General features: G+C 62.7%; 17 protein-coding genes. 11 read left to right on the forward strand and 6 right to left on the reverse strand.

Annotated features, from left to right (window positions below):
• Window positions 1-682: 682 nt before the first annotated feature.
• Together AWB68_RS29700 and AWB68_RS29705 are read right to left on the reverse strand one after the other, a co-directional pair.
• Complete coding sequence (locus tag AWB68_RS29700) at window positions 683-1,138, reverse strand: SRPBCC family protein (RefSeq protein WP_087647895.1); 456 nt, start codon at window positions 1,136-1,138, stop codon at window positions 683-685.
• Window positions 1,131-1,454, reverse strand: coding sequence for an ArsR/SmtB family transcription factor (locus AWB68_RS29705; RefSeq protein WP_087647896.1), 324 nt, complete (start codon window positions 1,452-1,454; stop codon window positions 1,131-1,133). Before AWB68_RS29705 ends, AWB68_RS29700 begins: the two co-directional genes overlap by 8 nt.
• Before the next feature lie 132 nt (window positions 1,455-1,586).
• Here AWB68_RS29705 and AWB68_RS29710 point away from each other — a divergent pair, with 132 nt between their 5' ends.
• The 4 genes from AWB68_RS29710 to pstS all read left to right on the forward strand — a co-directional run bounded on the left by AWB68_RS29710 (window position 1,587) and on the right by pstS (window position 7,665).
• Window positions 1,587-2,744: an epoxide hydrolase family protein gene (locus AWB68_RS29710; RefSeq protein WP_087647915.1), complete on the forward strand. Its 1,158-nt coding sequence runs from the start codon at window positions 1,587-1,589 to the stop codon at window positions 2,742-2,744.
• A 206-nt stretch (window positions 2,745-2,950) separates the two neighbouring features.
• A complete protein-coding gene (locus tag AWB68_RS29715; protein ID WP_087647897.1) occupies window positions 2,951-5,128 on the forward strand; it encodes a TonB-dependent siderophore receptor in 2,178 nt (725 codons plus the stop codon).
• Window positions 5,129-5,180: 52 nt separating this feature from the next.
• The gene (locus tag AWB68_RS29720; RefSeq protein WP_087647898.1) at window positions 5,181-6,398 is read left to right on the forward strand and encodes a PepSY-associated TM helix domain-containing protein; all 1,218 of its coding nucleotides are present in this window, start codon (window positions 5,181-5,183) and stop codon (window positions 6,396-6,398) included.
• A gap of 235 nt (window positions 6,399-6,633) precedes the next feature.
• Complete coding sequence (pstS, locus tag AWB68_RS29725) at window positions 6,634-7,665, forward strand: phosphate ABC transporter substrate-binding protein PstS (protein WP_235028566.1); 1,032 nt, start codon at window positions 6,634-6,636, stop codon at window positions 7,663-7,665.
• A gap of 150 nt (window positions 7,666-7,815) precedes the next feature.
• Here the strand turns inward: pstS and AWB68_RS29730 are convergent, their stop codons facing one another.
• Window positions 7,816-8,778: a LysR family transcriptional regulator gene (locus AWB68_RS29730; protein ID WP_087647900.1), complete on the reverse strand. Its 963-nt coding sequence runs from the start codon at window positions 8,776-8,778 to the stop codon at window positions 7,816-7,818.
• 138 nt (window positions 8,779-8,916) lie between these two features.
• On the opposite strand from AWB68_RS29730, the gene AWB68_RS29735 reads away from it, so the two are divergent.
• The 3 genes from AWB68_RS29735 to dinB all read left to right on the forward strand — a co-directional run bounded on the left by AWB68_RS29735 (window position 8,917) and on the right by dinB (window position 13,286).
• Window positions 8,917-10,206 (forward strand): MFS transporter, encoded by a 1,290-nt coding sequence (locus AWB68_RS29735; protein ID WP_087647901.1) that lies wholly within the window; start codon window positions 8,917-8,919, stop codon window positions 10,204-10,206.
• Window positions 10,207-10,313: 107 nt separating this feature from the next.
• A complete protein-coding gene (locus AWB68_RS29740; RefSeq protein ID WP_087647902.1) occupies window positions 10,314-11,822 on the forward strand; it encodes a M81 family metallopeptidase in 1,509 nt (502 codons plus the stop codon).
• 303 nt (window positions 11,823-12,125) lie between these two features.
• On the forward strand, window positions 12,126-13,286 hold the full coding sequence (gene dinB, locus AWB68_RS29745) for a DNA polymerase IV (protein ID WP_087647916.1): 1,161 nt from the start codon (window positions 12,126-12,128) through the stop codon (window positions 13,284-13,286).
• Window positions 13,287-13,760: 474 nt separating this feature from the next.
• Here the strand turns inward: dinB and AWB68_RS29750 are convergent, their stop codons facing one another.
• Complete coding sequence (locus AWB68_RS29750; protein ID WP_087647903.1) at window positions 13,761-14,285, reverse strand: hypothetical protein; 525 nt, start codon at window positions 14,283-14,285, stop codon at window positions 13,761-13,763.
• A 377-nt stretch (window positions 14,286-14,662) separates the two neighbouring features.
• Here AWB68_RS29750 and AWB68_RS29755 point away from each other — a divergent pair, with 377 nt between their 5' ends.
• Window positions 14,663-15,583, forward strand: a complete 921-nt coding sequence (locus AWB68_RS29755) for an H-NS family nucleoid-associated regulatory protein (RefSeq protein ID WP_327383574.1) — start codon at window positions 14,663-14,665, stop codon at window positions 15,581-15,583.
• 96 nt (window positions 15,584-15,679) lie between these two features.
• Here AWB68_RS29755 and AWB68_RS29760 read toward each other — a convergent pair whose 3' ends face one another.
• Entirely contained in the window at window positions 15,680-16,135 is a 456-nt protein-coding gene (locus AWB68_RS29760) for an HU family DNA-binding protein (RefSeq protein WP_087647905.1), read from the reverse strand.
• Between the two features lie 401 nt (window positions 16,136-16,536).
• On the opposite strand from AWB68_RS29760, the gene AWB68_RS29765 reads away from it, so the two are divergent.
• A complete protein-coding gene (locus AWB68_RS29765) occupies window positions 16,537-17,619 on the forward strand; it encodes an alpha/beta hydrolase family protein (protein WP_087647906.1) in 1,083 nt (360 codons plus the stop codon).
• A gap of 69 nt (window positions 17,620-17,688) precedes the next feature.
• Here the strand turns inward: AWB68_RS29765 and AWB68_RS29770 are convergent, their stop codons facing one another.
• The gene (locus AWB68_RS29770; protein WP_087647907.1) at window positions 17,689-19,659 is read right to left on the reverse strand and encodes an APC family permease; all 1,971 of its coding nucleotides are present in this window, start codon (window positions 19,657-19,659) and stop codon (window positions 17,689-17,691) included.
• A 406-nt stretch (window positions 19,660-20,065) separates the two neighbouring features.
• Here AWB68_RS29770 and kdpF point away from each other — a divergent pair, with 406 nt between their 5' ends.
• Window positions 20,066-20,161, forward strand: coding sequence for a K(+)-transporting ATPase subunit F (kdpF, locus tag AWB68_RS29775; protein WP_087647908.1), 96 nt, complete (start codon window positions 20,066-20,068; stop codon window positions 20,159-20,161).
• A complete protein-coding gene (kdpA, locus tag AWB68_RS29780; protein WP_087647909.1) occupies window positions 20,158-21,966 on the forward strand; it encodes a potassium-transporting ATPase subunit KdpA in 1,809 nt (602 codons plus the stop codon). The genes kdpF and kdpA overlap by 4 nt, the downstream gene beginning before the upstream one ends.
• The last annotated feature ends 64 nt before the right edge of the window (window positions 21,967-22,030 follow it).

Raw genomic sequence — 22,030 nt, forward strand, 5'->3', positions numbered from 1 at the left:
GGATGAATGACTGCTGGTCCACTTCGTATAGCGGTGCGACGTGCGCGCCTCTTCTACATGCCAACAACGATGAAACCCCGCTAACGACACTCCCCCGGTTGGACCACTCCGAGGGAACATTCTGGAGGCGCATGGCAAGGATTGGCGTTGTGAAGCTGCTTTCTTTGCTTACTTTCTTTGCAGCAGCAAAGAAAGTGAGTCCCGCCCCGGACAGGGGCAGAGCCAATAAACCACAAAGAAAACAAGTTCCATAGAAGCCCAAGCGCATCAAACGGTGTAAACAGCCCAACCTCAAGCGCCAGCGATCATCCATCCCGCCCCGGACAGGGGCAGAGCTAATAAACCAAAACCAAAACAAGTTCCATGGAGGCCCAAGCGCATCAAACGGTGTAAACAGCCCAACCTCAAGCGCCAGCGATCATCCATCCCGCCCCGGACAGGGGCAGAGCCAATAAACCAAAACCAATACAAGTTCCATGGAAGCCCAAGCGCATCAAACGGCGTAAACAGCCCAACCTCAAGCGCCAGCGATCATCCATCCCGCCCCGGACAGGGGCAGAGCCAATAAACCAAAACCAAAACAAGTTCCATAGAAGCCCAAGCGCATCAAACGGCGTAAACAGCCCAACAGCCCCAACCCCAAGCGCATCAACCAGAATTTCCCAATGTCAAACTGAAATGTTCAGCTTACCTTCTTGGTAAACAGCACCTCTCCAGTCTCGAGCAGCGACTTGAGGTTCGCCAGAATCCGCGGCCAGCCCCCCGACACGGCGCCGATCAGTTGCGAACCGTCGCGGTCGATCGAGTGGGTGATGGTCAGCTTCACCGCGCCGTCCTCCTGTTCTATCTCGATGACACAGCGCGAATAGCCTTCAGCCTTCAACTCCGGCCTGAACTCGTTGCGCCATTTGAGAACAAGCCGTCGCGGCGGATCGCTTTCGGCGATCTCGCCCGTATCCGCGATACGGCCGTCCGGAAAGACCATTTGCCACGAAGAGCCGACTTTCCAGTCGGTGTCGTGGTGCACGCCGAACCAGTATTGCTTCGTGAACTCGGGACTCGTCAACGCCAACCACAACCGCTCGGGCGTGGTGCGGATGAAGGTGACATAGACGAAAGTGCTGGATGCGTCAGTCATGCTCATCTCCTTCAAGGGCTTTCTTGAGATCGGACAACACGCTCAATCGCGGACGCTCGAACTTGCCGATCCAGCGCTCCGCGATCTCGTTGATCGGAACGGGATTGATGAAATGCAGCTTCTCCCGCCCCTGCCGTTTCCATGAGACGAGGTTCGCGTGCTCCAGGATCGCCAGATGCTTGGCGACCGCCTGGCGCGTCATGTCCAGCCCCTCGCACAGTTGGCCCAGCGTCTGGCCGTTCCTGGCGTACAGCCGGTCCAGCAAGATGCGTCGGCTCGCGTCCGCCAGAGCACGAAAAACCGCGTCGTCGTCCATGGCGTCATTATGCAACCATTTGGTTGCATGTCAAGCGAAAAACGCGATCGAGCCGGGTTTCGCTCGCGCTGCTAATCTGTTGTCTTTCGCCGGGCCGTGTTCGCGACAAACAGCCAAAAGGTGGGCTACGCCATGAGCAAGACGCCAGTTCCGTTCTCCCTGCACGTTGCCGATGAAGACATCGCCGATCTGCGCGCGCGCCTCGCGCGGACGCGTTTCCCCGACCAGGCGCCCGGCGACGCATGGCAGTTCGGCACCGACGTGGCGTATCTGCGCAATCTCGTCGAATACTGGCTCACGGGCTTCGACTGGCGCGCGCAGGAAGCGGCGCTCAATGCGTTTCCGCAATTCAAGGTCGGCTTGCATGGCATCGACCTGCATTTTCTCCACATACTCGGCAACGGGCCCGCGCCGATGCCGCTGCTGCTCCTGCACGGCTGGCCCGGCTCGGTGTTCGAGTTCCTCGAAATCATTCCGCGCCTGACCGACCCGGCCCGCTTCGGCGGCGACCCGCGCGACGCGTTCACCGTCGTGGTTCCGTCGCTGCCTGGCTACGGCCTGTCGTTCAGCCCGAACCAGCCGCGCTTCGACGTTCCCGCGATGGCCGATTGCCTGTTCGACCTGATGCACGAAGTCCTGGGCTACGAGCGCTTCGGCGCGCAGGGCGGCGACTGGGGCGCGGCCATTGCGAGCCGGCTCGCCTATGCACGCACGCACGCGCTGATCGGCATCCACGTCAACCTGCTGTCGGCGGTGAGCCGCGATCCCGCCGCCTATCCGAATCCGACCGACGACGAACGCCGCTACCTCGACGAACTCGCACACTGGACGCTGGAAGAGGCCGGTTACGCATCGATTCAGGGATCGCGCCCGCAATCGCTCGCTGTCGGCCTCACGGATTCGCCGGCGGGCCTCGCTGCGTGGATCGTCGAAAAATTCCGCGCGTGGTCGGACTGCGGGGGCGATATCGAGCGGGCCATCAGCCGGGATCGCATGCTTGCCGATATCGCGTTGTACTGGTTCACGGGGTCGATCAATGCGTCGTTCTGGCCGTACTACGGCCGCTTGCACGGCGCGGTCATCCTGCCGCCGGGCGACACGATCTCCGTGCCGGCCGCTCACGCGGCGTTCCCGCGCGAGATCATCCGGCCGCCGCGATCGGCCGCCGAGCGCGTGTTTACCGACCTTCGTCGATGGACCGTCATGCCAAGAGGCGGCCATTTCGCGGCGCTCGAACAGCCGGCGTTGCTTGCTGCGGACGTGCAGGCGTTTTTTGGATCGCTGCGTTAGGCGCATCGACGCTCAAGAAGGCGCATCTGAACCGCCGACTGTAATTTCTGTAAAAAACCGCTTGTAAATGCGAATGACTTTCATTTAAGATGGCGCTCGCCATTTAATTCTCCGCTTAAAACGCGCAACACAACACACGCTTCGAGCGATGACGCGCAGCTATTTGAAGGCTGCACGGCGTGCGCCTCTGCTCAACTCAAAACAATATGCAGACCTTTTTCGTCGCCGGAAGTCCGGCGCTTGTGCGCGCCGCGAGCCGCAACCCGTCGCTTCTCAACGCCGCGCTGATGGTGAGCGTGGGCATTTCGCTTTCCACGCTGTCATCGACGGGCTGGGCGCAGGCCGCCTCGGCCGATGCCGCGACCTTGCCGGCCGTTACCGTCACCGCATCGCGCGACGACGCCGCCACGCAAACCGACAAGATCGACGGCGGCGCGCTGGGGTCGCGCAAGCAGGTCGACACACCGTTCTCGACGCACGTCGTATCGACCGAGGAGGGCGAGGACCTGATGGCGCAGACCGCCAACGACCTCTTCAAGTACGACCCGGCGGTCGCGAACATCAGCAGCAATACGATCGGCGAGAACGCCATGTTCACCGTGCGCGGCCTGCCGATCGATACGCTGAACGGCATCAAGGTGGACGGCCAGAGCTTCCCGTCGTGGGACACGGACCTCTCGCTCGAACCGTTCGAGCAAGTGCAGTTGCTGAAGGGCCTGTCGGGGTTCATGTACGGCTTCGGCGCGCCGGGCGGCATCGTCAACTATGTGCTCAAGCGCCCGACCGACGATCCGTACCGCAGCATCTCGATCGGCTATCAGTCGGCGGGCGTGTTCAGCGAGAAGGTCGATGTCGGCGGGCGCTTCGGTAACGACAAGCGCTTCGGCTACCGCGTGAATCTCGTGAACGAGGAAGGCAACACCGCCGAGGACCACGGGCATCTGCGACGTCAGGTGGCGTCGGCCGCGTTCGACTTCCGCATCACGCCGGACCTGACCCTGAGCGCCGACGCGTTCTATCAGAAGCGCAAGACCAACGGCACGCTGTTCGGCATCATGTTTGGGCCGGGGGTCGGCATTCCCGACGCGAGCCAGGTTACGCACGCGCTCACGCAGCCGCAAAACTTCTACGAGACCGAGATGGCGTCGGTCGGCGCGGGCCTCGACTATCGTCTCTCGGAAAACTGGCATGCGAGCCTGAAGTATCGCTTCGCCAAGGAAAACCGCACCAACTCGGACAGCCTGCTGTTCGTGACCGACAACGCGGGCAACTACTCGAACACGCTGTACGCCGCATTGACGCGCTACTTCTATCAGAACGTCGATGCGATGGTGCAGGGCCAGTTCGCGACGGGCAGTGTGAAGCACGATGTCGTGATCGGCGCGGGTTATCAATCGCAGGTCAGCGAGTACGACAACAGCGAAGGCTGGAACGTCGGCTATCCGCTCGGCGAAGGAAACCTGTACCGCAGCACGCTGCTCACCAACGCCGACGTGCATATCGGCGAGAACCTCTACCGGCAGTCGCTCACGACGCAGACCGCGGTCTATGCGAGCGACACCGTGCAGTTCAACTCGCGTTTCTCGGCACTGCTCGGCGTGCGCTACACGCAGTTCCGCCAGCACACGTACGATCCGAGCGGCACGGTGGCGTCGCAATACGACGCGAGCCCGGTGACGCCGACCTTCGCGCTGATGTACAAGACCGATCCGTATTCGACGCTCTACGCGAGCTACGTCCAGTCGCTGGAGCAGGGCGGCTCCGCGTCGAACCTCAATGTCAATTTCCCGCAGACGTTCGGTCCGCTCAGGAGCAAGCAGTACGAAGTCGGCTTCAAGTCGGACCACCAGAAGTGGGGCGCCAATCTCGCGCTGTTCCGCATCGACCAGGGTTATAACTACACCAACACGTCGAACGTCTTCGTGCAGGACGGCACCAAGCGCTATACCGGCGTCGATGCAAGCGGCTGGGTCCAGCTCGCGAGCGACTGGCGCGTGCTGGGTGGCGTGATGTGGCTCGATACGAAGGCGGTCGACGTCGACGATCCGGCGATCGAAGGCAAGCGCGTGTATGGCGCGCCGCGCTTCACGGCGACCGGGCGCGTGGAATACAACCCGTCCTACCTGCGTCCGCTGACGCTTGCGTTCGGCGGCAAGTATGTCAGCAGCATGGCCGTCGATGCCGCGAACACGCAGTTCGTGCCGGCCTATGTCACGTACGACTTGAGCGGGCGCTACGACACGCGCATCGCCGGGAAGGACGTGACATTGCGCGCGGGCATCAACAACCTGTTCAACCGCCACTACTGGACGACGGCTTGGGGCTACTACGTCCAGCCGTCGGCGACGCGCACGGCTGTCGCGAGCGCTACGTTGCTGTTCTGATGTTCAGGCGTGGCGATTCGATGATGCGACGGACGCGTTCGGCGTTCTCCGCATGAGACCCGTGTTCGTCCGACTGCATCGATGGTTCGGCATCGGCATCGCGCTGTTCCTGTTCGTTTCCGGCGTAACCGGCGCGGTCATCGCGTGGAATCGCGAACTCGATGCCGCGCTGAACCCCGAGTTCTACTACGCGCGGACCGACGCGCCAGCGCTTCTGCCGCTCGACATCGCCAATCGCGTCGAAGCCGCCGATCCGCGCCTGCACATCACGTATCTGCCGCTTGGCGTGGAGCCGGGAAGCACGTTGCAAGTGCGCGTGGAAGGCCGGCTCGATCCGGCGACGCAAGCCCCTTACGAACTCGGCTTCAATCAACTGGCGATCGATCCCGCCACCGGCATCGTCCAGGCGCGCCGCGAATGGGGTGCGCTGTCCGTCGCGCGGCTCAATTTGATGCCGTTCCTCTACCAGCTCCACTACACGCTCTATCTGCCGACGACGACGAGCGGCATCGCCATCGGCGTGTGGCTGCTCGGCATTGTGGGCATCGTGTGGCTGTTCGATAGCGTGATCGCACTGGTGCTGGCGTTTCCGAGCCCGAAGACCTGGCGCAAGTCGCTGATGTTTCGCGTGCGGCGCGGCGGCTATGCGCTCGTGTTCGACCTGCACCGGTCGGGCGGCGTCTGGGTTTGGGCCATGCTGGGCGTGATCGCCCTGACATCGATCTCGATGAATCTCGAAAAGCCGGTGATGCGCCCGCTCGTCTCATTCTTCTCGACGCTCGCGCCGACGCCCGAAAACATGGCGCAGCCGGCGAGGCCCGGTGCGGCGCGTTTGAGCCGGGAGCGCATTGTCGAGCTGGCAGCCATCGCGGGGCGGAAGATGAAACTCGAGTCGGCCCCCGGCGCGACGTTCGAAGTGGCCGCACTCAATCTCTATGGCGTGGGCTATTTCACGCCCGGCGGTGACTACGACCTTCGCGGCCTCGGCAATGCGTGGACCTACTGGAACGCCACGACCGGGCAACAGGTCGGCGGCAGCGTTCCCGGCCGCGGCTCGGCGGGCGATATCTTCATGCAATCCCAGTTTCCGTTGCACTCGGGACGGATCGTCGGTTTGCCGGGGCGAATTGCGATCAGCTTCATGGGGTTGACGGTTGCGCTCCTGAGCGCGACCGGACTCGTCATCTGGATGAAGAAGCTGAAGGCGCGACGCAACGCGTCGAGGCGGGTCAGGGCTGACGCGCCCACGCGACGGGTGTTGAAACCGTAGGTTGTGCTTACGCCGATGGATGGGCGTGTGCTTCTGGGGCACCGCTCTGCCTAAACACCCCGATCCCAAGCGCCAGCGAACGAATTCAGCTTTGGAAAACGGGTCTGCGCCATCTAAGATCATAGGCGGTGGCTTTGTCAACGAACGATCCGGTCGACGCGACGCGGCTTCGCTTTCTTGCAATTGCTGCTACCCAGGCGACACGGCGCGCCGAGGTTCACGGGAGAGTGCGACGATGAAACTAATGCTAAAAAGATGGCAGCACCTGCTCCGTATCGCGCTCGTGTGCATCGTCGCGGTCCATGCCGCGTCGGCACGTTGCGCGGATATTTCAGGCGCCGGCTCGACATTCGTTTATCCGCTGCTCCTGAAATGGGCCGCGACGTATTACATGAAAACCGGGCAGCAGGTGAGCTACGTGCCCACCGGCTCGGGCAACGGCGTCAGGCAGATCAAGGCGGCGCGGGTTACGTTCGGCGCGTCGGACATGCCGCTCATGCCGGATGAACTCCGCACCGCCGGGCTCGCGCAGTTTCCGCTGGTGATCGGCGGTGTCGTGCCGGTGGTGAATCTCGGCGGCGTCGGCCCCGGGCAGCTTCGTCTCACCGGTCCGCTGCTGGCGGACATTTACCTTGGCAAGATCGTCAACTGGGACGACCCGGCCATTGCCGCGATCAATCCGGGCATTCACCTGCCTGACATGAAAATCCTCGTGGTCCATCGCGGCGACAGTTCCGGCACGACCTTCAACTGGGCCAGCTTTTTGTCGAAGACGAGCAGCGCATGGAAGGCGAGCGTCGGCGCCGGAACCTCGGTCAAATGGCCGACCGGCGTCAGCGCGACCGGCAACGACGGCATCGCGATCTATATCAAGAACGTTGAAGGGACCATCGGCTATGTCGAGCTGACCTACGCGCTGCAACGCAACCTTTCCTATGCAGCGGTGCAAAACCGTAGCGGCGCGTATGTCCAGCCGTCACGCGCAAGTTTCAGTGCGGCCGCGACCGCCGCCGACTGGACCCAGCAGCCGGACTTCTATCAGATCGTCACCGACGCGCCCGGCGCCGATGCATGGCCGATCACCGGCGTCGTCTTCGTGATTCTGCCCAAGGCGGCGAAGGATGCGGGCAGTTCCAGGGCGGCGCTCGCATTCTTCAAGTGGGCGCTCACCGAAGGGCAGGCCGACGCCGCGACCGAGCACTATGTTTCGTTGCCACCGGCGCTCGTCAAGCAAATCGAGACTTACTGGAACGAGAACATCAAGTGAACGGCCATGCGCGACGCGACTGATCGTTCTCGCGAAGGGCCGCTATTCGAACGGTTCGGTGAGGCGCATGTTGCGCCGTCGACCTCCGTGAACGCTGCATTTTGCCGCGCCGCCAGGCTCGCTTGAGACACTCTCCTCCGTCGCACAGCATTACCCTTTGCGGCGGCGCGCTTTCCGCGGCCTTGGCAAGTCATCAGCTTGAGGCGCGGAAAACATCGGCATGCGCTCCTGAATCCACTTTAGCAATTCAAGCGGGCCAGGCGCGAGCGGTCGATCGGTCTTGACCAGCACTCTCGCCTGCGCACCCTCAAACAGTTGATGCGCGATCGGGACGGTGGTCAGTTCGCCGGACGCAAGCTCGCGGTACGCGGCAAATTCTCCGATCAGCGTCATGCAGTTATTCGCCGTCACGAATCGCTTCAACGCGCTTAGCGAATTGGTGGTTATCGTCGGACGGATCGTGATGTTCTCGGCCAGCTCCAGCATCTTCACGACATGGCCAATGCCGAACGTCGGCGGCATGAGTGCAAGCGGGTACGCGCGGAGGTCGTCGATGCTTGCCGGTCCCTTTCTTTTCACCAAAGGATGGTCGCTTCTCAGCAGCAGCACAACGGGCTGATGCGAACTTGCACGGTACTCGATGCGAGGATGCGGCGGCGGGTTATAGGCAAGCCCTATATGCGCCCGGCTCTCGGCAACGTCCTCCAGTATCGCGTCGACGGCCATCATCTCGATGCCGATGTCGAGCGCCGGATATTGGGCGCAGAACGGCGCGAGCACGTCGTCGACGAGCGTGTCCACGTAACCCTCGCTGACGGCCAGTTGGATATGGCCTTGCCGCAGCCCTCGCAGCGCATGAAGCTGGTCCTCGAGCTTTTCCTGTTGCGAGCGGTAGCCCTGCCAGAACTCGAGCAGGTGAGCGGCCGCTTCCGTCGGCCTGACGCCTCGCGCCTGGCGTTCGAACAGCGTGGTGCCCAGTTCGTCTTCGAGCAGCTTGATCTGTCGCGTGATGACGGACGGCGAAGTATTGATGTTGTCAGCGGCACCGCGGATCGTGCCGTGCGTGAGCACCTCGTGAAAATACCGAAGGCGCTGCTGGTTGATCTCGCGCATCCCTTTCTCCCCTGACTTCGTAGCGTTGCTCGCAAGGCAACGATATGTGAACTTAGTTGCTCTTGCTACTAGGGTTTCGCCCTGCCACCATGAATCAACCCCTCGCAAAGGGATTCGTAATGGAACCGGGAGACACCCATGTCAGCAATCCTTCCAACGACAGCCGGCGATACAACCTCGGCGCTTTATAACAAGCTCAACTGGCGGCTCTTGCCGTTTCTTGTCACCTGCTACATGTTCGCGTATCTGGACCGCGTCAATGTCGGCTTCGCAAAACTCCAGATGCAGCACGACCTGGGTTTTTCGGACGCGGCATACGGCGTCGGTGCCGGCATCTTCTTTCTCGGGTATGTGCTGTTCGAGGTGCCGAGCAATCTCCTGTTGCCGAAGGTCGGTGCCCGCCGGACGTTCAGCCGAATCCTGGTGCTCTGGGGCATCACGTCGGCGTGCATGCTCTTCGTGCGGAACGTGCCCGCCTTCTACGCGATGCGATTTCTGCTCGGCGTCTTCGAAGCGGGCTTTGCGCCGGGCATGATCTATTACCTGTCGTGCTGGTATGGACCGTCCCGGATGGCGCGTGCCATCGCCCTCGTGTTCGTGGCCGGCCCACTTGGCGGGATTGTCGGCGGTCCCGTTTCGGCCTGGCTCATCACGACACTGTCCGGCGTCGGCGGCCTTGCCGGCTGGCAGTGGATGTTCCTCGTGGAAGGACTGCCGTGCATTGCGCTCGGTCTTCTCACGCTGCGCGTCCTGTCCGATCGGCCCGCGGACGCACGCTGGCTGACCGAGGACGAAAAGCTCCTGCTGAATCGCGACACGACGCCGAGCCAGCACCGCGCGGATTCATTCAAGGCTGTGTTGAGAAACCCGCGCGTCTATGTGCTCGCGATCGCTTACTTCTGCATCATCTTTCCGATCTACACGATCAGCTTCTGGTTGCCCACGCTGCTGAAAGAGCAGGGCGTCAACGACACGATCCGGCTGGGCTGGTACACCGCGATCCCCTATGTGGCGGCCGCGGTCGGCATGAACCTCGCCGGTCGCAGTTCCGACCGCGTCGGCGAACGGCGTTATCACTGTGCGATTCCGGCACTCGCCGGCGCGGCTTGCCTGATCGCGGCCATATTCTCCGATGGCAACCTGACGCTGACGCTCGTGGCGCTGACCTTTGCAACCGCCTGCTTGTGGATGGCTTACACGGTGTTCTGGGCCATTCCTTCGCAATTGGTCGAAGGAACCGCGGCGGCAGGCGGCATCGCGCTGATCAATACAGTTGGCCTGCTGGGTGGATTCTGGGGGCCCGCTGTGTTCGGCTGGACCAAGACGTGGACGGGGAACATGCACACGGGTCTCCTCGTCATGGCCGGTGTATCGACGGCGGCGGCCATTCTGATCCTGTCGGGCAAGCTGGCGCTCAAGAAAGCCTAGGCCCGCATTTCCTTGACTTGAAGTATTTCGGTCGTCATATGAAAACCCCGCACGCCGACTGTTGCAGCGACGAGTCGCGCGTGCCGTTCGATAGCGAGTGAAAAATCATGAAGATCCTGATCGCCGGTTTCCAGCACGAAACCAATACCTTCGCGCCGACCAAGGCGTCTTATAAGAGCTTCATCCAGGGAGAAGGCTTTCCGCCGCTGGCTCGCGGCCTCGATGTGATGGCGCTTCGTGACGTCAACGTCCCGATTGGCGGCTTCATCAAGGCCGCCGAGGCGAACGGGCACGAACTGACGCCCGTGATCTGGGCGGGCGCGAGCGCATCGGCCCACGTCACGACCGATGCGTTCGAACGCATCGGCGGCGAGATCATCGACGCCGTCAGGCAAGGCGGATTCGATGCGATCTATCTCGACCTGCACGGCGCGATGGTGACCGAGCATCTCGACGACGGCGAGGGCGAGATTCTCGAACGGGTGCGTCAGATCGTCGGCGATCGCATGCCGGTGGTCGTCTCGCTGGATCTTCACGCGAACGTCACCGCGCGAATGTTCAGGCATGCCAGCGCGCTGGTGGCGTACCGGACCTATCCGCACGTCGACATGGCGGAGACCGGCGAGCGCGCCGCCCGCATTCTCGAGCGCCTCGTGTCCGAAGGTCGCCCGTTGCAACGCGCGGCTCGGCGGGTCCCGTTCCTGATCCCCGTGAACGGCATGTGCACCCTCGTCGCGCCGGCCAGCGATGTGTACGGGTTGCTGGAAGGTCTCGAGGAAGAACCTGTCGTGTCTGTCTCGTTCGCGCCCGGCTTTCCGGCGGCCGATTTTCCCGAGTGCGGGCCGACGATCTGGGCGTATTCGTTCAGCCAGGAGGCCGCCGAGCGCGCGGCTGACGCACTGTTCGAGAAGCTGGTCGCGGAAGAAGCGCGCTGGGATGTCCCCTTCCTGAGCCCGGATGAAGCGGCGCTCGAGGCGATCCGGTTAAGCCGGACTGCGCACAAGCCGGTCATCATCGCCGACACGCAGGACAACCCCGGAGTGGGCGGCGATTCGAACACCATGGGCATGGTGCGGGCTTTGCTGAAGAACGGCGCGACCGATGCGGCGGTGGGCCTGATCTGGGATGCCGATGCCGCGGCTGCCGCGCATCGTGCGGGTGTCGGAGCGCGAATTTCAGTGGCCTTGGGCGGCCGATCCGCGGTTCGGGGCGACGCGCCGCTGGAAGCCGTCTTCGAGGTCGAGCATCTGTCGGATGGACGCTTCCGTTTCGATGGTCCGATGCTCAATGGCATGCAGGGCGAGCTGGGTCCGGTCGCATGCTTGCGAATCGAAGGCGTCAGGATTGCCGTGAGTTCGGTCAAGATGCAGGTCTTCGATCGCAACCTGTTCCGGGTAGCGGGTATCGAGCCCGAGCGGATGAAGATCCTCGTGAACAAGAGTTCGGTTCACTTCCGGGCGGATTTCGAGGCGATTGCCGAGACGATACTCGTGGCAAAAGCGCCGGGACCGATGGCTGCCGATCCGGCTGATCTTCCTTGGGAACGTCTTGATCCGGACATGCGGGTGCGGCCTTTGGGTGCTGCGTTTCATTCTCTTCAGCCGGTCGAGGGGTGACTGGGGGCGCCTGGGGCTTCGTTGTAACCGCGAACTTTCCCCAGGCGCCAACGACTTAGCCAGGGGCAGAGCCAAAACCAGCACTAATACAAGTACCATCGAAGCCTGAGCGCATCGGACGGTGTAAACAGCACAGCACCCGAGCCCAAGCGGCAGCGGTCGCCCGCGAGTGGCTGGTTTAATATATGCCTCTCGCCCAATAACTTGAACCGTGGAAACTGTTGCTGCGCTCGATGCCCTAGTATCGCCGGATTGGAAGCGCGTCATCTGCGCGACCGCCACGTCGGCTGCATTCGCGACGCGATGACTCTCGACACGCGCCGTATCGCCCACCTGGATATGGACGCGTTCTACGCGTCGGTGGAACTCCTGCGCTATCCCGAACTGCGCGGCCAGCCGGTCGTGATCGGCGGCGGCCGCGACGCAATACCCGAAACGCTTGCCGATGGCAGTCGGCGTTTCCGGCGGTTGCGCGACTATGCGGGCCGCGGGGTGGTCACCACCTCGACCTACGAAGCCCGCGCCCTCGGCGTGTTCTCGGCGATGGGCATGATGAAGGCGGCGCAACTCGCGCCCGACGCGATCCTCTTGCCGACCGACTTCGACTCGTACCGCCACTATTCGCGTCTCTTCAAAGCGGCGATCGCTACTTTCACGCTGCAGATTGAGAACCGCGGCATCGACGAAATCTACATCGACGTTACCGACCTCCCGGGCGACGCGCGGGATATCGGCGCGCGCATGAAGCAGGCCGTGCGTGAAGCGACAGGCCTGACGTGTTCAATCTGCATTGCACCGAACAAGCTGCTCGCGAAAATCGGTTCTGAACTCGACAAGCCCGATGGCCTTACGCTCCTGACGATGGACGATCTGGAGCGCCGGATCTGGCCGCTGCCCGCGCGCAAGGTGAACGGCATCGGGCCAAAGGCGAGCGAGAAGCTGGCGGCGCTCGGCTTTCACACCGTGGGCGATCTGGCAGCCGCCGACCTTGGCGTGTTGCAGACGCATTTCGGGCGCAGTTATGCGGCGTGGCTTGCACAGATCGCGCAGGGCCATGACGACCGGCCGGTGGTCGTGAGTTCGGAGCCGAAGTCGATGAGCCGTGAAACGACCTTCGAGCGCGACCTGCATCCGCGGCATGACCGCGCGGTCCTGTCGGCGGCGTTCACGGGCCTGTGCGTGCGCGTGGCTGAAGACCTGGCGCGCAAGGGTTATCTTGGGCGCACCGTCGGAATCAAGTTGCGGTTCGACGACTTTCGCACCGTCACGCGCGACCTGACAATTCCTGCGCCCACGGCCGATGCGACCGCCATTCGCCGGGCCGCCACCGAGTGCCTCAAACGGATCACGCTGGATCGCAAGCTGCGTCTGCTTGGCGTGCGCGTCAGCGCGCTCACGGATGAAAAGCACGTCGACGTGCCGGAGCCGGTTCAGGCGGAATTGCCGTTCGACCATGACGCGTGAGTGCTTTGGCTTTGTCTTCCGACATGGGCGCCTTAAGCAAACTCCCGTTTCTAAACGTCACGGCTGAACTATCGCCAGATCGGTCAAAGTGTCGGTCGAATCCGGATCAAGCAGCCTCTCGTCCGAGAAATAAGCGCCGCCATGCGGGAACATGATGACCGGCGTCGGGCGTGGTCGTCCATTCGGCGCGAATGCCATCGGCCTGGACAGGCTCGATCTTTACGTCAGGCGCAATGAAGTATCGGCTGCCTAAAGCATTCAGACGTTCACGCCGCTCGGAAAGTCTGGCCGGGAGAGATTGCGTCTCCTGAGCCGAAATAACATGTCGTCCTGCACTATCCAGCCAAGCCTTCGCAGGCGCTAGCTCGGTCTCAAAGCCCTGGATGCGGACCCATGCGATTTGCCTGCAAGGCGCGCTCCATTCCTTCGTCAAGCAGCGCGGAACGGAAACTGCGCCTCGTCAGACTGTTACGTTCAGGAGGTCGAACCCGGCTGAGGCCAGGGCCAGCCGCGCTTTTCGTCGGACGCGCCCCATTCCGACGTCGCCGCCGCATCGGTGGATTTCTCGGCGGAATCCACTGATTCGGGCGTGTCGTGAAGGGTCTTCTGCGTAACCTCTTGGGATTGCATCTCGGGAAGTCCGCTTGCGAACCACTTCACGTTTTGCCGGATGTGCGCTACGTAGACCTTCCAGCCTTCCGGATTTCCTCCGAACAAGTCGTGCTGCACGGAAGAGGCCAAAGCATCGCGATTCAATTCTTCTTCGAGCAGTTCCTTGGGCCACCGGGAATACGCGCTTGCTGCTCGTTTGCCGAATTCGGCTGCGTTAATCGTGGGCGCAAGTCCACGCAAGAAAGCGAACCCATGCAAAGACTTTTCGTCCTTGAACAGTTGCGCCACGGATGCGTCGGGGCGGCCAGTGCCGGCCACACGACTTAGGGCTTCCAGCACGTCGCCAACATGCAGCAGCAGTTCTCGTCTGTCAAAACGGTCGTCCACGGCTTTCTCCAATTTGCGGTCGACCCCTATTCTAGCCCCCGTTGCGCTCCGATTTGACGATGACGTGCGGTGCGCTCGTGCCTGCGAATATCGTTCAACTGATCGACGCCACGATGCGTCCGGATGGATGGAGCACGTGCCGTCTACCTTCTGCCGACCTTCGTTCATTTGCCGGCGGCCATCAGGAAGCAAGCCTAAAGCGCAGTCGGGAATGCGCCAGGCGCTAGCGATGCCGTGTGTGCCTGCAACGCACGGTAACAACTAATCGCCTCTCTAGAGCGGCTCGCTCTTCGCTAAAGGCCTGAACAGTGGCATAGTGCGGGCATGACACTGTTAAGGAGACCATGATGGCAACCCTCGAACAAATCCAAGGAAAAGTGAAAAAACTTCAAGCACAGGCCGAGGCCTTGATTGCAAAGCAGGCAGAAGCCGCCCTCGCCGCCATCCGAAAGCTCATGGACGAGCACGGACTGACGAGCGCCGATATCGACGCACACTCTGCTCCTAAAAAGCGTGCTGGCCGTCCGGCAGGCGAAGGGGCGGCGCGTCCGGCTACGCGCAAGACAGCGACCAAGGCAACCAAGGCAACCAAGGCAACCAAGGCAACTAAAGTAACCAAGGCAACCAAATCGACTGCATCGGGACCGGCAAAGGGCAAGCTGCCGCCGAAGTACCGCGATCCGAAAACGGGTGCGACGTGGAGCGGTCATGCGCGCCCGCCGGCCTGGATTGCAAACGCCCGGGACCGCACGAAGTTCTTGATTGACGCTGGCGCGGCTGTCGGCGCGAATGTCGTGAGCAAGGCGAAGGCCGCGCTCAAGAAGACGTCGGCCACGGCGGGAGCGGTCGCGCACGCGGGAAAAAGCAAAGGTCCGTTGCCGGCGAAATATCGCGATCCGCAAAGCGGCGCGACATGGAGTGGACGCGGCCCCACGCCGGCGTGGCTGGCGGCGGCTAAAGACCGCACGAAGTTCCTCATCGACGGCGCCGCAACAGCAGCGTCGAACGGCGCGGCGACGACGAAGGCCGCAGCCAAAAAGACTGGCGCGGCAAAGAAAGCAGTGAGCGCGAAGAAGTCGCCCGCAAAGAAAGCAGCCAGGAAAGCGACTGCGACTTCGGCTAAAAGCGCAGCGGCCACTAAGACTTCGAAGCCGGCAGTGAAGAAGGTTGCGAAAAGTAGCGTGGCAAGCGGCAAGAACGTTGCCGCGAAAAAAGCGCCCACCAAGTCTGACGCCACCGATGCAGCGGCCGCATCCGCCCCCGCATCCGAAGCGGTGTCGACGCAGGCATCGATGTAAGAGAGAGGGCGCCAGGGCGCCCGCCGCTTTCGCAACGCCAGCAAAAACGCCCCTCGGACTTGCGTCGAGGGGCGTTTCTTTTTGCCAGGGCTTGCCTTAAAGCGCAGCGTCTTTCAGCTTTTTCAGCGGACGCACCTTCAGGCGCACGGAAGCGGGCTTAGCCGCAAACCACTTGTCCTGGCCCGTAAACGGGTCCTTGCCGAAGCGCTTTTTCTTGGCGGGCACGTCCTGAGCCACCACCTTCAACAGGCCCGGCAGCGTGAACTCCTTGGCGCCTTTCTTGTGAACCGAGGCCAGTACCGTTTCTTCCAGTGCCGCCATCAACGCCTTCGCGGCCTTCGGCTCAACGCCCGCACGCTCGGCCAGGTGAACGGTGAGCGACGCCTTCGTGAAAGAGTCCTTGATGGGTTTCAGGGGCGCGGCAGCGACTGCCTTCTTCGCGGCAGGCGCCGCTGCCTTCTTCACCGCCGGTGCCTTGGCCGTCTTCGCGACAGGCGCAGCAGTCTTCTTCGTGGCCTTGGCTGCGGAGTTTGTTGCGCTTGCTTTTGCCATGTATTCCTCGTCTTTGGTCAAAGGGTTGGCCTGAGACCCTTGCCTTTGAGTAGTCATCGACGCACGCAAAGGTCTAATTCCTCAGGCTGGCGATAGCGTATCAACGCAAGCCGCGATGCGCAATGGGCTGAGGCCCGAGAATAAAGGGTTTCCGGGTGTCGCGTTGCGAAAACAGCGACCTGTACCCGACATTGGAGGACTTCGCGTGCCTCGGACCCCTCCAGGGCGGGTCGAAAACGTTCTCCGATGGGTACGCATGCTGGCCTCGACTGTTCAGTCGTTATTCGGTCCGGTCAGGTTCAATGCGACGTGTCGGCGATCATCCGCACACCGTGTTTCAATGTGGCATGCAAGACTGGATGCGCGTCATATCGATAGTTCGGACAGGAGGAAGCCCGGTCATGTGGAAACTTCCAAGCGCGGCGGGCGCATTGCTCTTGGTCCTCGCTGCCACCCTCGCGCACGGCGCAACCGTCGGCGAAACCCATCGCGTGACGTCCGATGCAACCGCAAGCCTGCGCGACGCGGAGCAGCGCCCGGCACTTCGGATCACGGTCTGGTATCCGGCTGCCCCGGATGCCGTCGAACATGACATTGCGATCGGCCCGCCGTCCAGGCCGCTGTTCGAGGTCGGGTCCGTCGCGCCGGATGCGGCGTTCGCACCCGGCGACGATAGACGGCCCGTGATCCTCCTGTCCCACGGCTTTGGCGGGACAGCCAGGATCATGGGCTGGTTCGGGATAGCCCTCGCGCGGAAGGGTTACATCGTGGTGGCCGTGGATCATCCCGGCAACAATGGAGTCGACAAGATGACCGTCGCGGGCGCGTCGTTGTGGTGGGACCGCGCGGAGGATTTGCGTGCCGCCCTGACGGCGACGACGCAGGACCCGTCCATTGGACCGCACATGGATCTATCCCGGGTCGGTGTCGCGGGCTTCTCCGCCGGAGGTTTCACCGCGCTTGTCGCGGCGGGCGCCCGGGTCCAGCCGTTGCGCTTGAGACAGTTTTGTCTCGCTCATCCCGACGACGGCATCTGTCGGCCGCAACTCGAATTCAACGTCACGCCGCAAGACTACGAGGCAATGCTCGAGCATCCCGAGATCAAGGCCGAAGTGGCTCGCGCCAGCGCCGACCACACGATTCCTCAGGTGCGCGCTGCTTTCGTGATGGCGCCGGCCATCGTGCAGTCTTTGGAATCCGCGAGCCTCGCGCGCTTGCGCGTACCCGTTGAAATCATCCTGGGCGACGCCGACACGACGGCGCCGCCTTCGACAAATGGCCTCGTCGTGGCGCGGCTGGTCCCGCGCGCTTCGCTGATCCGGCTTGCCGGTGTCGGTCACTACGATTTCCTTTCGTCCTGCACCGCGGCAGGCACCGCGACCGCTCCCGCGTGCAAGCTGGCGGTTCGGCAATCCGAGACGCACCGCATCGCGATCGAGGCGGCCGAGGCATTCTTTGGCCGGCATCTCGGCGCGACGCATTGATTCACTTTGGATGGCGCGGCTTGCGACGAGCAGTGGGTATGCGTGGAAACCTGCCGCATGCCCCATCCATCATTCGACATTCATCGGCAAGAGCACCATCTGCTTGCCTTGCAAATGCAGGCGCGTCTGGATTTCGAGCGGCGTTTGATTGTGCAGCCGGGCGGTCAGGAAGTTGACGCGTCTGAAAAGCAGTTTGCTGGCAAAGCAGACGCTGTTCGGAAACTCCTCCATCGCGGTCTCGGCGAGCTTCATGAATTCCGCGACCGGATCGGTGCCGAACCCGATCCGATAGTCGGCTGCGAGCCCGTGCCGCCGACAATGCGCCACATAGTAATCGAGCGACGCCGCAATCGTTTGCCGCAAACGTTCGAGGTGCTCGGCGCCTTCATAGCTCTGGGCATCGACTTCGCCGACCGCGAGAAAGATCACGTTCCTGAAGTGTCCCGGGAAGAGCCGGTTCACCCAGAGCAGCGCGTGCATGCTCGCCCCCCGATGCTTGCCGACGAGCACGATCGCGGTGGGTTGCGCCGGATCGGGCTTCGTCGGCGCGTCGTCGCCGACCTCGGGCGGGGCGCCCGCAAACAGCGCATCGGATTTGGCGATCTGCGCCCGCGTATCGGTGTAGTGACGCCTGATGAGAAAGCAGAGCGCAACCACCGCGCTCGTCACCAGCACCGTCAGCCAGCCGCCAGCCGTGAATTTTTCGATCAGCGTAATGACGAGCACCGAGGACGTCACCGCGAGACCGAGCGCCGACAGCGCAAAGTGTCTCAGCCACCGGTCGCCTTCGCGGCGATGACGCCACCAGTAGATGCACAAGCCGAGCAGGGAAAGACTAAAAGTCAGGAACACGTTGATGCTGTAGAGCACGACGAGGATCGTCACGTCGCCATGCGTCCAGAGCAGGATTCCGAGACTCGCGACGCCCATCACCACAATGCCGTTCTGCCGCACGAGCCGGGTGGACAGGTCGCGAAAATGGCGCGGCACCCACGAATCGGACGCCATGTTCGACAGCACCGCCGGCCCATCGAGGAAGCCGGTTTGCGCGCCGACCAGCAAGAGCCCGGCCTCGGACGCGAGCACCGCGGCGAGTAACGCATGCCGCGCGAACGACGAGTCGAATCCGAGACGGTCGATCACGCTACCGAAAACCACGGCATTGAGCGTCTGGCCTTCGACATGCTGCGCGTTCCAGAGCATGTACAGCAGGATGATCCCGCCCGCCGTGAAGGCGAGCGACGTCGACATGTAGAGCATGGTCCGCTTGCCGTTCGGCACGCGCGGCGCGGCGAGCATGTTAACGTTGTTCGAGACTGCCTCGAGGCCGGTATAGGTCCCGCCGCCCAGCGAAAAAGCCCGCATCAGCAGGGCCGCGACCACCAGCGGGCCGACCGCCTGCGACATGTGGCGGGCCTCGCCGACCGCGCCCGGCACGACCGTCGCCAGATGATCGCCGTGCACGGCAACGCCATAGACGATCAGCCCGAGATGCAGCACGACAAACGCGAGAAAGATCGGCAGCAGCACGAGGATCGATTCCTTCATGCCGCGGAAATTGAGTCCGGTCATCAGCACGATCAGCGTCAGTTCGGTGGCGAGCTTGAACGCCTGCGCACTGACGGGCAGCAAGCTGAAGAACGCGTCGACGCCGCTGGCGAGCGAGGTCGCGACTGTCAGAACGTAATCGACCAGCAACGCAGCGCCGGAAACGAGCCCCGGCCGTGGGCCGAGGAGCGCCGTGGCGACGCGATAACCGCCGCCACCGGTCGGAAACAGTTCGATGACCTGGTTGTAGCCCAGCGCGATGATGAAGACCGTGGCCGCCGTCGCGAGTGCGAGGAAGAGGGCGAGCGACGTGTGCTGGCCGAGCGCGAGAAAGGCTTCCTCGGGACCGTAGCACGAGGAAGACAGGCCATCGGCGCCGAGCCCGACCCACGCGAGAATCGGCGTGACGGCGATCGCATGGCGCGTGCGCGGATCGAGGGGATCGAGCGGCTTGCCGACGAGCAGGTTTCGTATCTTGTCGACGGCAAGCATGGCGCCTCCTGACGTCTCACGACTCGACGGTTCTTTTCACGATCGCGAACTGGGATTCGTCCCCCGTTCAAGCCTAGCCGAGCGCGCGTAAACAAAAGATCAAAACCATCGGCCGCGGCATAAAGAAAACGTAAACGCGTTCCATGCAGCGGGGCCGCACGCGCAGTCTCCGCGCCACGACCGAGCGTCCACAACTGGCCCGTGTTTACACCTTTTTTACACGCGCGAGCCGACTCTTATCCGGGCGTTTATATGGATTTGATTACGCTTCAGTTCGTCCGAATTCGCTACAGGAGCTCATAAGAATGGACTTACTTTACATCGCTGGCATCGCCGTTTTCCTCGGCTTGTGCGTGGCGCTGACGGCTGGCTGCGACAAGCTCCGCCGTGCTCCGGGAGGCCGCCCATGACTGTCTGGATGCTTTGGCTCGCAAGCGCCTCGACGCTGCTTTTATTCGTCTACCTCGTGTACGCATTGCTGCGCGCGGAGGACCTGGAATGAACGCCAATAACCTGTTTCAGACCGGACTCTACATCGTCGTCCTGATCGCGCTGGCGATTCCGCTCGGCCGTTACATCACCGGTGTGATGGACGGGTCGTCGGTCATCGTGCGCCGCGTCGGCCGTCCGATCGAGACGGTGCTTTACAAGCTCGCGGGCGTCGATCCGCAAGCCGAGATGTCGTGGAAGCGCTATGCGCTTGCCGTGCTCGCGTTCAATGCGCTTGGCGCACTGGCCGTGTACGGATTCCTGCGCCTGCAGCAGTGGCTGCCGGTCAATCCGCAAGGCTTCGGCCCGATGAGCGCCGACGGCGCGTTCAATACGGCGGTCAGCTTCGTGACCAACACGAACTGGCAGGACTACTCGCCTGAAGCGACCGCCAGCTATCTGTCGCAGATGGCCGGGCTCACCGTGCAGAATTTCCTGTCGGCCGCGACCGGGATCGCTGTTGTCATCGCGCTGATTCGCGGCTTTGCGCGCCACACGGCGGCGACCATCGGCAACTTCTGGGTGGACCTGACGCGCATCACACTATATGTGCTTGCGCCGCTCGCCGTCGTGGTGTCGCTCATCTTCGTCAGCCAGGGTGCGATCCAGAACTTCGAGTCGTATAAGGATGTCGCGACGCTGCAAGTGACGACCTACCAGACGCCGAAGACCGATGCCCAGGGCAACGCCGTCAAGGACGCGAAAGGCAACCCGGTGATGCAGGACAACAAGGCCGACAAGCAGACGATCGCGATGGGCCCGGTTGCCTCGCAGGAAGCGATCAAAATGCTTGGCACCAACGGCGGCGGCTTCTTCAACGCCAATTCCGCGCATCCGTTCGAGAACCCCACGCCGTTCTCCAACTTCGTGCAGATGATCGCGATGCTGGTGATTCCGGCGTCGCTGTGCGTGGTGTTCGGCCGCATGGTCGGAGACCGGCGGCAGGGCTACGCCGTGCTCGCCGCGATGACGATTGCGTTTGCCGTCGCGTGCTGGGGTGAAATCTCGGCGGAGCAGGCCGGCAATCCGCTGTTCGCGTCGCTGCATGTCGACCAGACGGCCTCCGCGCTGCAGGCGGGCGGCAATGCGGAAGGCAAGGAAACGCGCTTCGGCATTGCGCAGTCGGGCATCTTCACGGTCGCGACGACCGCGGCATCCTGCGGCGCCGTGAACAACATGCACGACTCGCTCACGCCGCTGGGCGGCCTGGTTCCGCTGCTGTTGATCCAGCTGGGCGAAGTGATCTTCGGCGGGGTCGGTTCGGGCCTCTACGGGATGCTCGTATTCGCGTTGCTCGCGGTCTTCGTCGCCGGGCTGATGATCGGCAGAACGCCGGAATACGTCGGCAAGAAGATCGAATCGTACGAGATGAAGATGGTCGCGATCGTCGTGCTGCTGACGCCGTTCCTGGTGCTGCTCGGCGCGTCGATCGGCGTGCTGACCACAGCGGGTACCGCCGGCATCGCGAACCCCGGGCCGCATGGCTTCTCGGAGATTCTCTACGCCTATAGCTCGGCCGCGAACAATAACGGCAGCGCGTTCGCCGGCCTCACCGTGAGCACGCCGTTCTACAACGTGACGACCGGCATCGCGATGTGGTTCGGCCGCTTCGGTTCGATCATCCCGGTGCTGGCGATTGCCGGCGCGCTCGCCGCCAAGAAGCGCATCGCCGCCACGGCCGGCACGCTGCCGACCCACGGCCCGCTCTTCGTCGTGCTGCTGCTTGGCACGGTGGTGCTGGTGGGCGCGCTGACGTATGTACCGGCGCTCGCGCTCGGTCCGGTCGTCGAGCATCTCATGATGCTCTCGGGCAAATAAGCGGTCACTGATCCAGAGGAAAGCATGTCCACACTAGTTAAACCGCCCGTCAATACGCCCAACA

This window comes from Caballeronia choica (assembly GCF_001544535.1).
Taxonomy (GTDB): Bacteria; Pseudomonadota; Gammaproteobacteria; order Burkholderiales; family Burkholderiaceae; genus Caballeronia; species Caballeronia choica.

Coding starts and splice junctions, on each gene's coding strand:
- AWB68_RS29700 (WP_087647895.1), bottom strand. CDS start 1,138: ATGACTGACGCATCCAGCACTTTCGTCTATGTCACCTTCATCCGCACC.
- kdpF (WP_087647908.1), top strand. CDS start 20,066: ATGACTGTCTGGATGCTTTGGCTCGCAAGCGCCTCGACGCTGCTTTTA.
- AWB68_RS29705 (WP_087647896.1), bottom strand. CDS start 1,454: ATGGACGACGACGCGGTTTTTCGTGCTCTGGCGGACGCGAGCCGACGC.
- dinB (WP_087647916.1), top strand. CDS start 12,126: ATGACTCTCGACACGCGCCGTATCGCCCACCTGGATATGGACGCGTTC.
- AWB68_RS29715 (WP_087647897.1), top strand. CDS start 2,951: ATGCAGACCTTTTTCGTCGCCGGAAGTCCGGCGCTTGTGCGCGCCGCG.
- AWB68_RS29770 (WP_087647907.1), bottom strand. CDS start 19,659: ATGCTTGCCGTCGACAAGATACGAAACCTGCTCGTCGGCAAGCCGCTC.
- AWB68_RS29735 (WP_087647901.1), top strand. CDS start 8,917: ATGTCAGCAATCCTTCCAACGACAGCCGGCGATACAACCTCGGCGCTT.
- AWB68_RS29740 (WP_087647902.1), top strand. CDS start 10,314: ATGAAGATCCTGATCGCCGGTTTCCAGCACGAAACCAATACCTTCGCG.
- pstS (WP_235028566.1), top strand. CDS start 6,634: ATGAAACTAATGCTAAAAAGATGGCAGCACCTGCTCCGTATCGCGCTC.
- kdpA (WP_087647909.1), top strand. CDS start 20,158: ATGAACGCCAATAACCTGTTTCAGACCGGACTCTACATCGTCGTCCTG.
- AWB68_RS29730 (WP_087647900.1), bottom strand. CDS start 8,778: ATGCGCGAGATCAACCAGCAGCGCCTTCGGTATTTTCACGAGGTGCTC.
- AWB68_RS29765 (WP_087647906.1), top strand. CDS start 16,537: ATGTGGAAACTTCCAAGCGCGGCGGGCGCATTGCTCTTGGTCCTCGCT.
- AWB68_RS29720 (WP_087647898.1), top strand. CDS start 5,181: ATGAGACCCGTGTTCGTCCGACTGCATCGATGGTTCGGCATCGGCATC.
- AWB68_RS29710 (WP_087647915.1), top strand. CDS start 1,587: ATGAGCAAGACGCCAGTTCCGTTCTCCCTGCACGTTGCCGATGAAGAC.
- AWB68_RS29760 (WP_087647905.1), bottom strand. CDS start 16,135: ATGGCAAAAGCAAGCGCAACAAACTCCGCAGCCAAGGCCACGAAGAAG.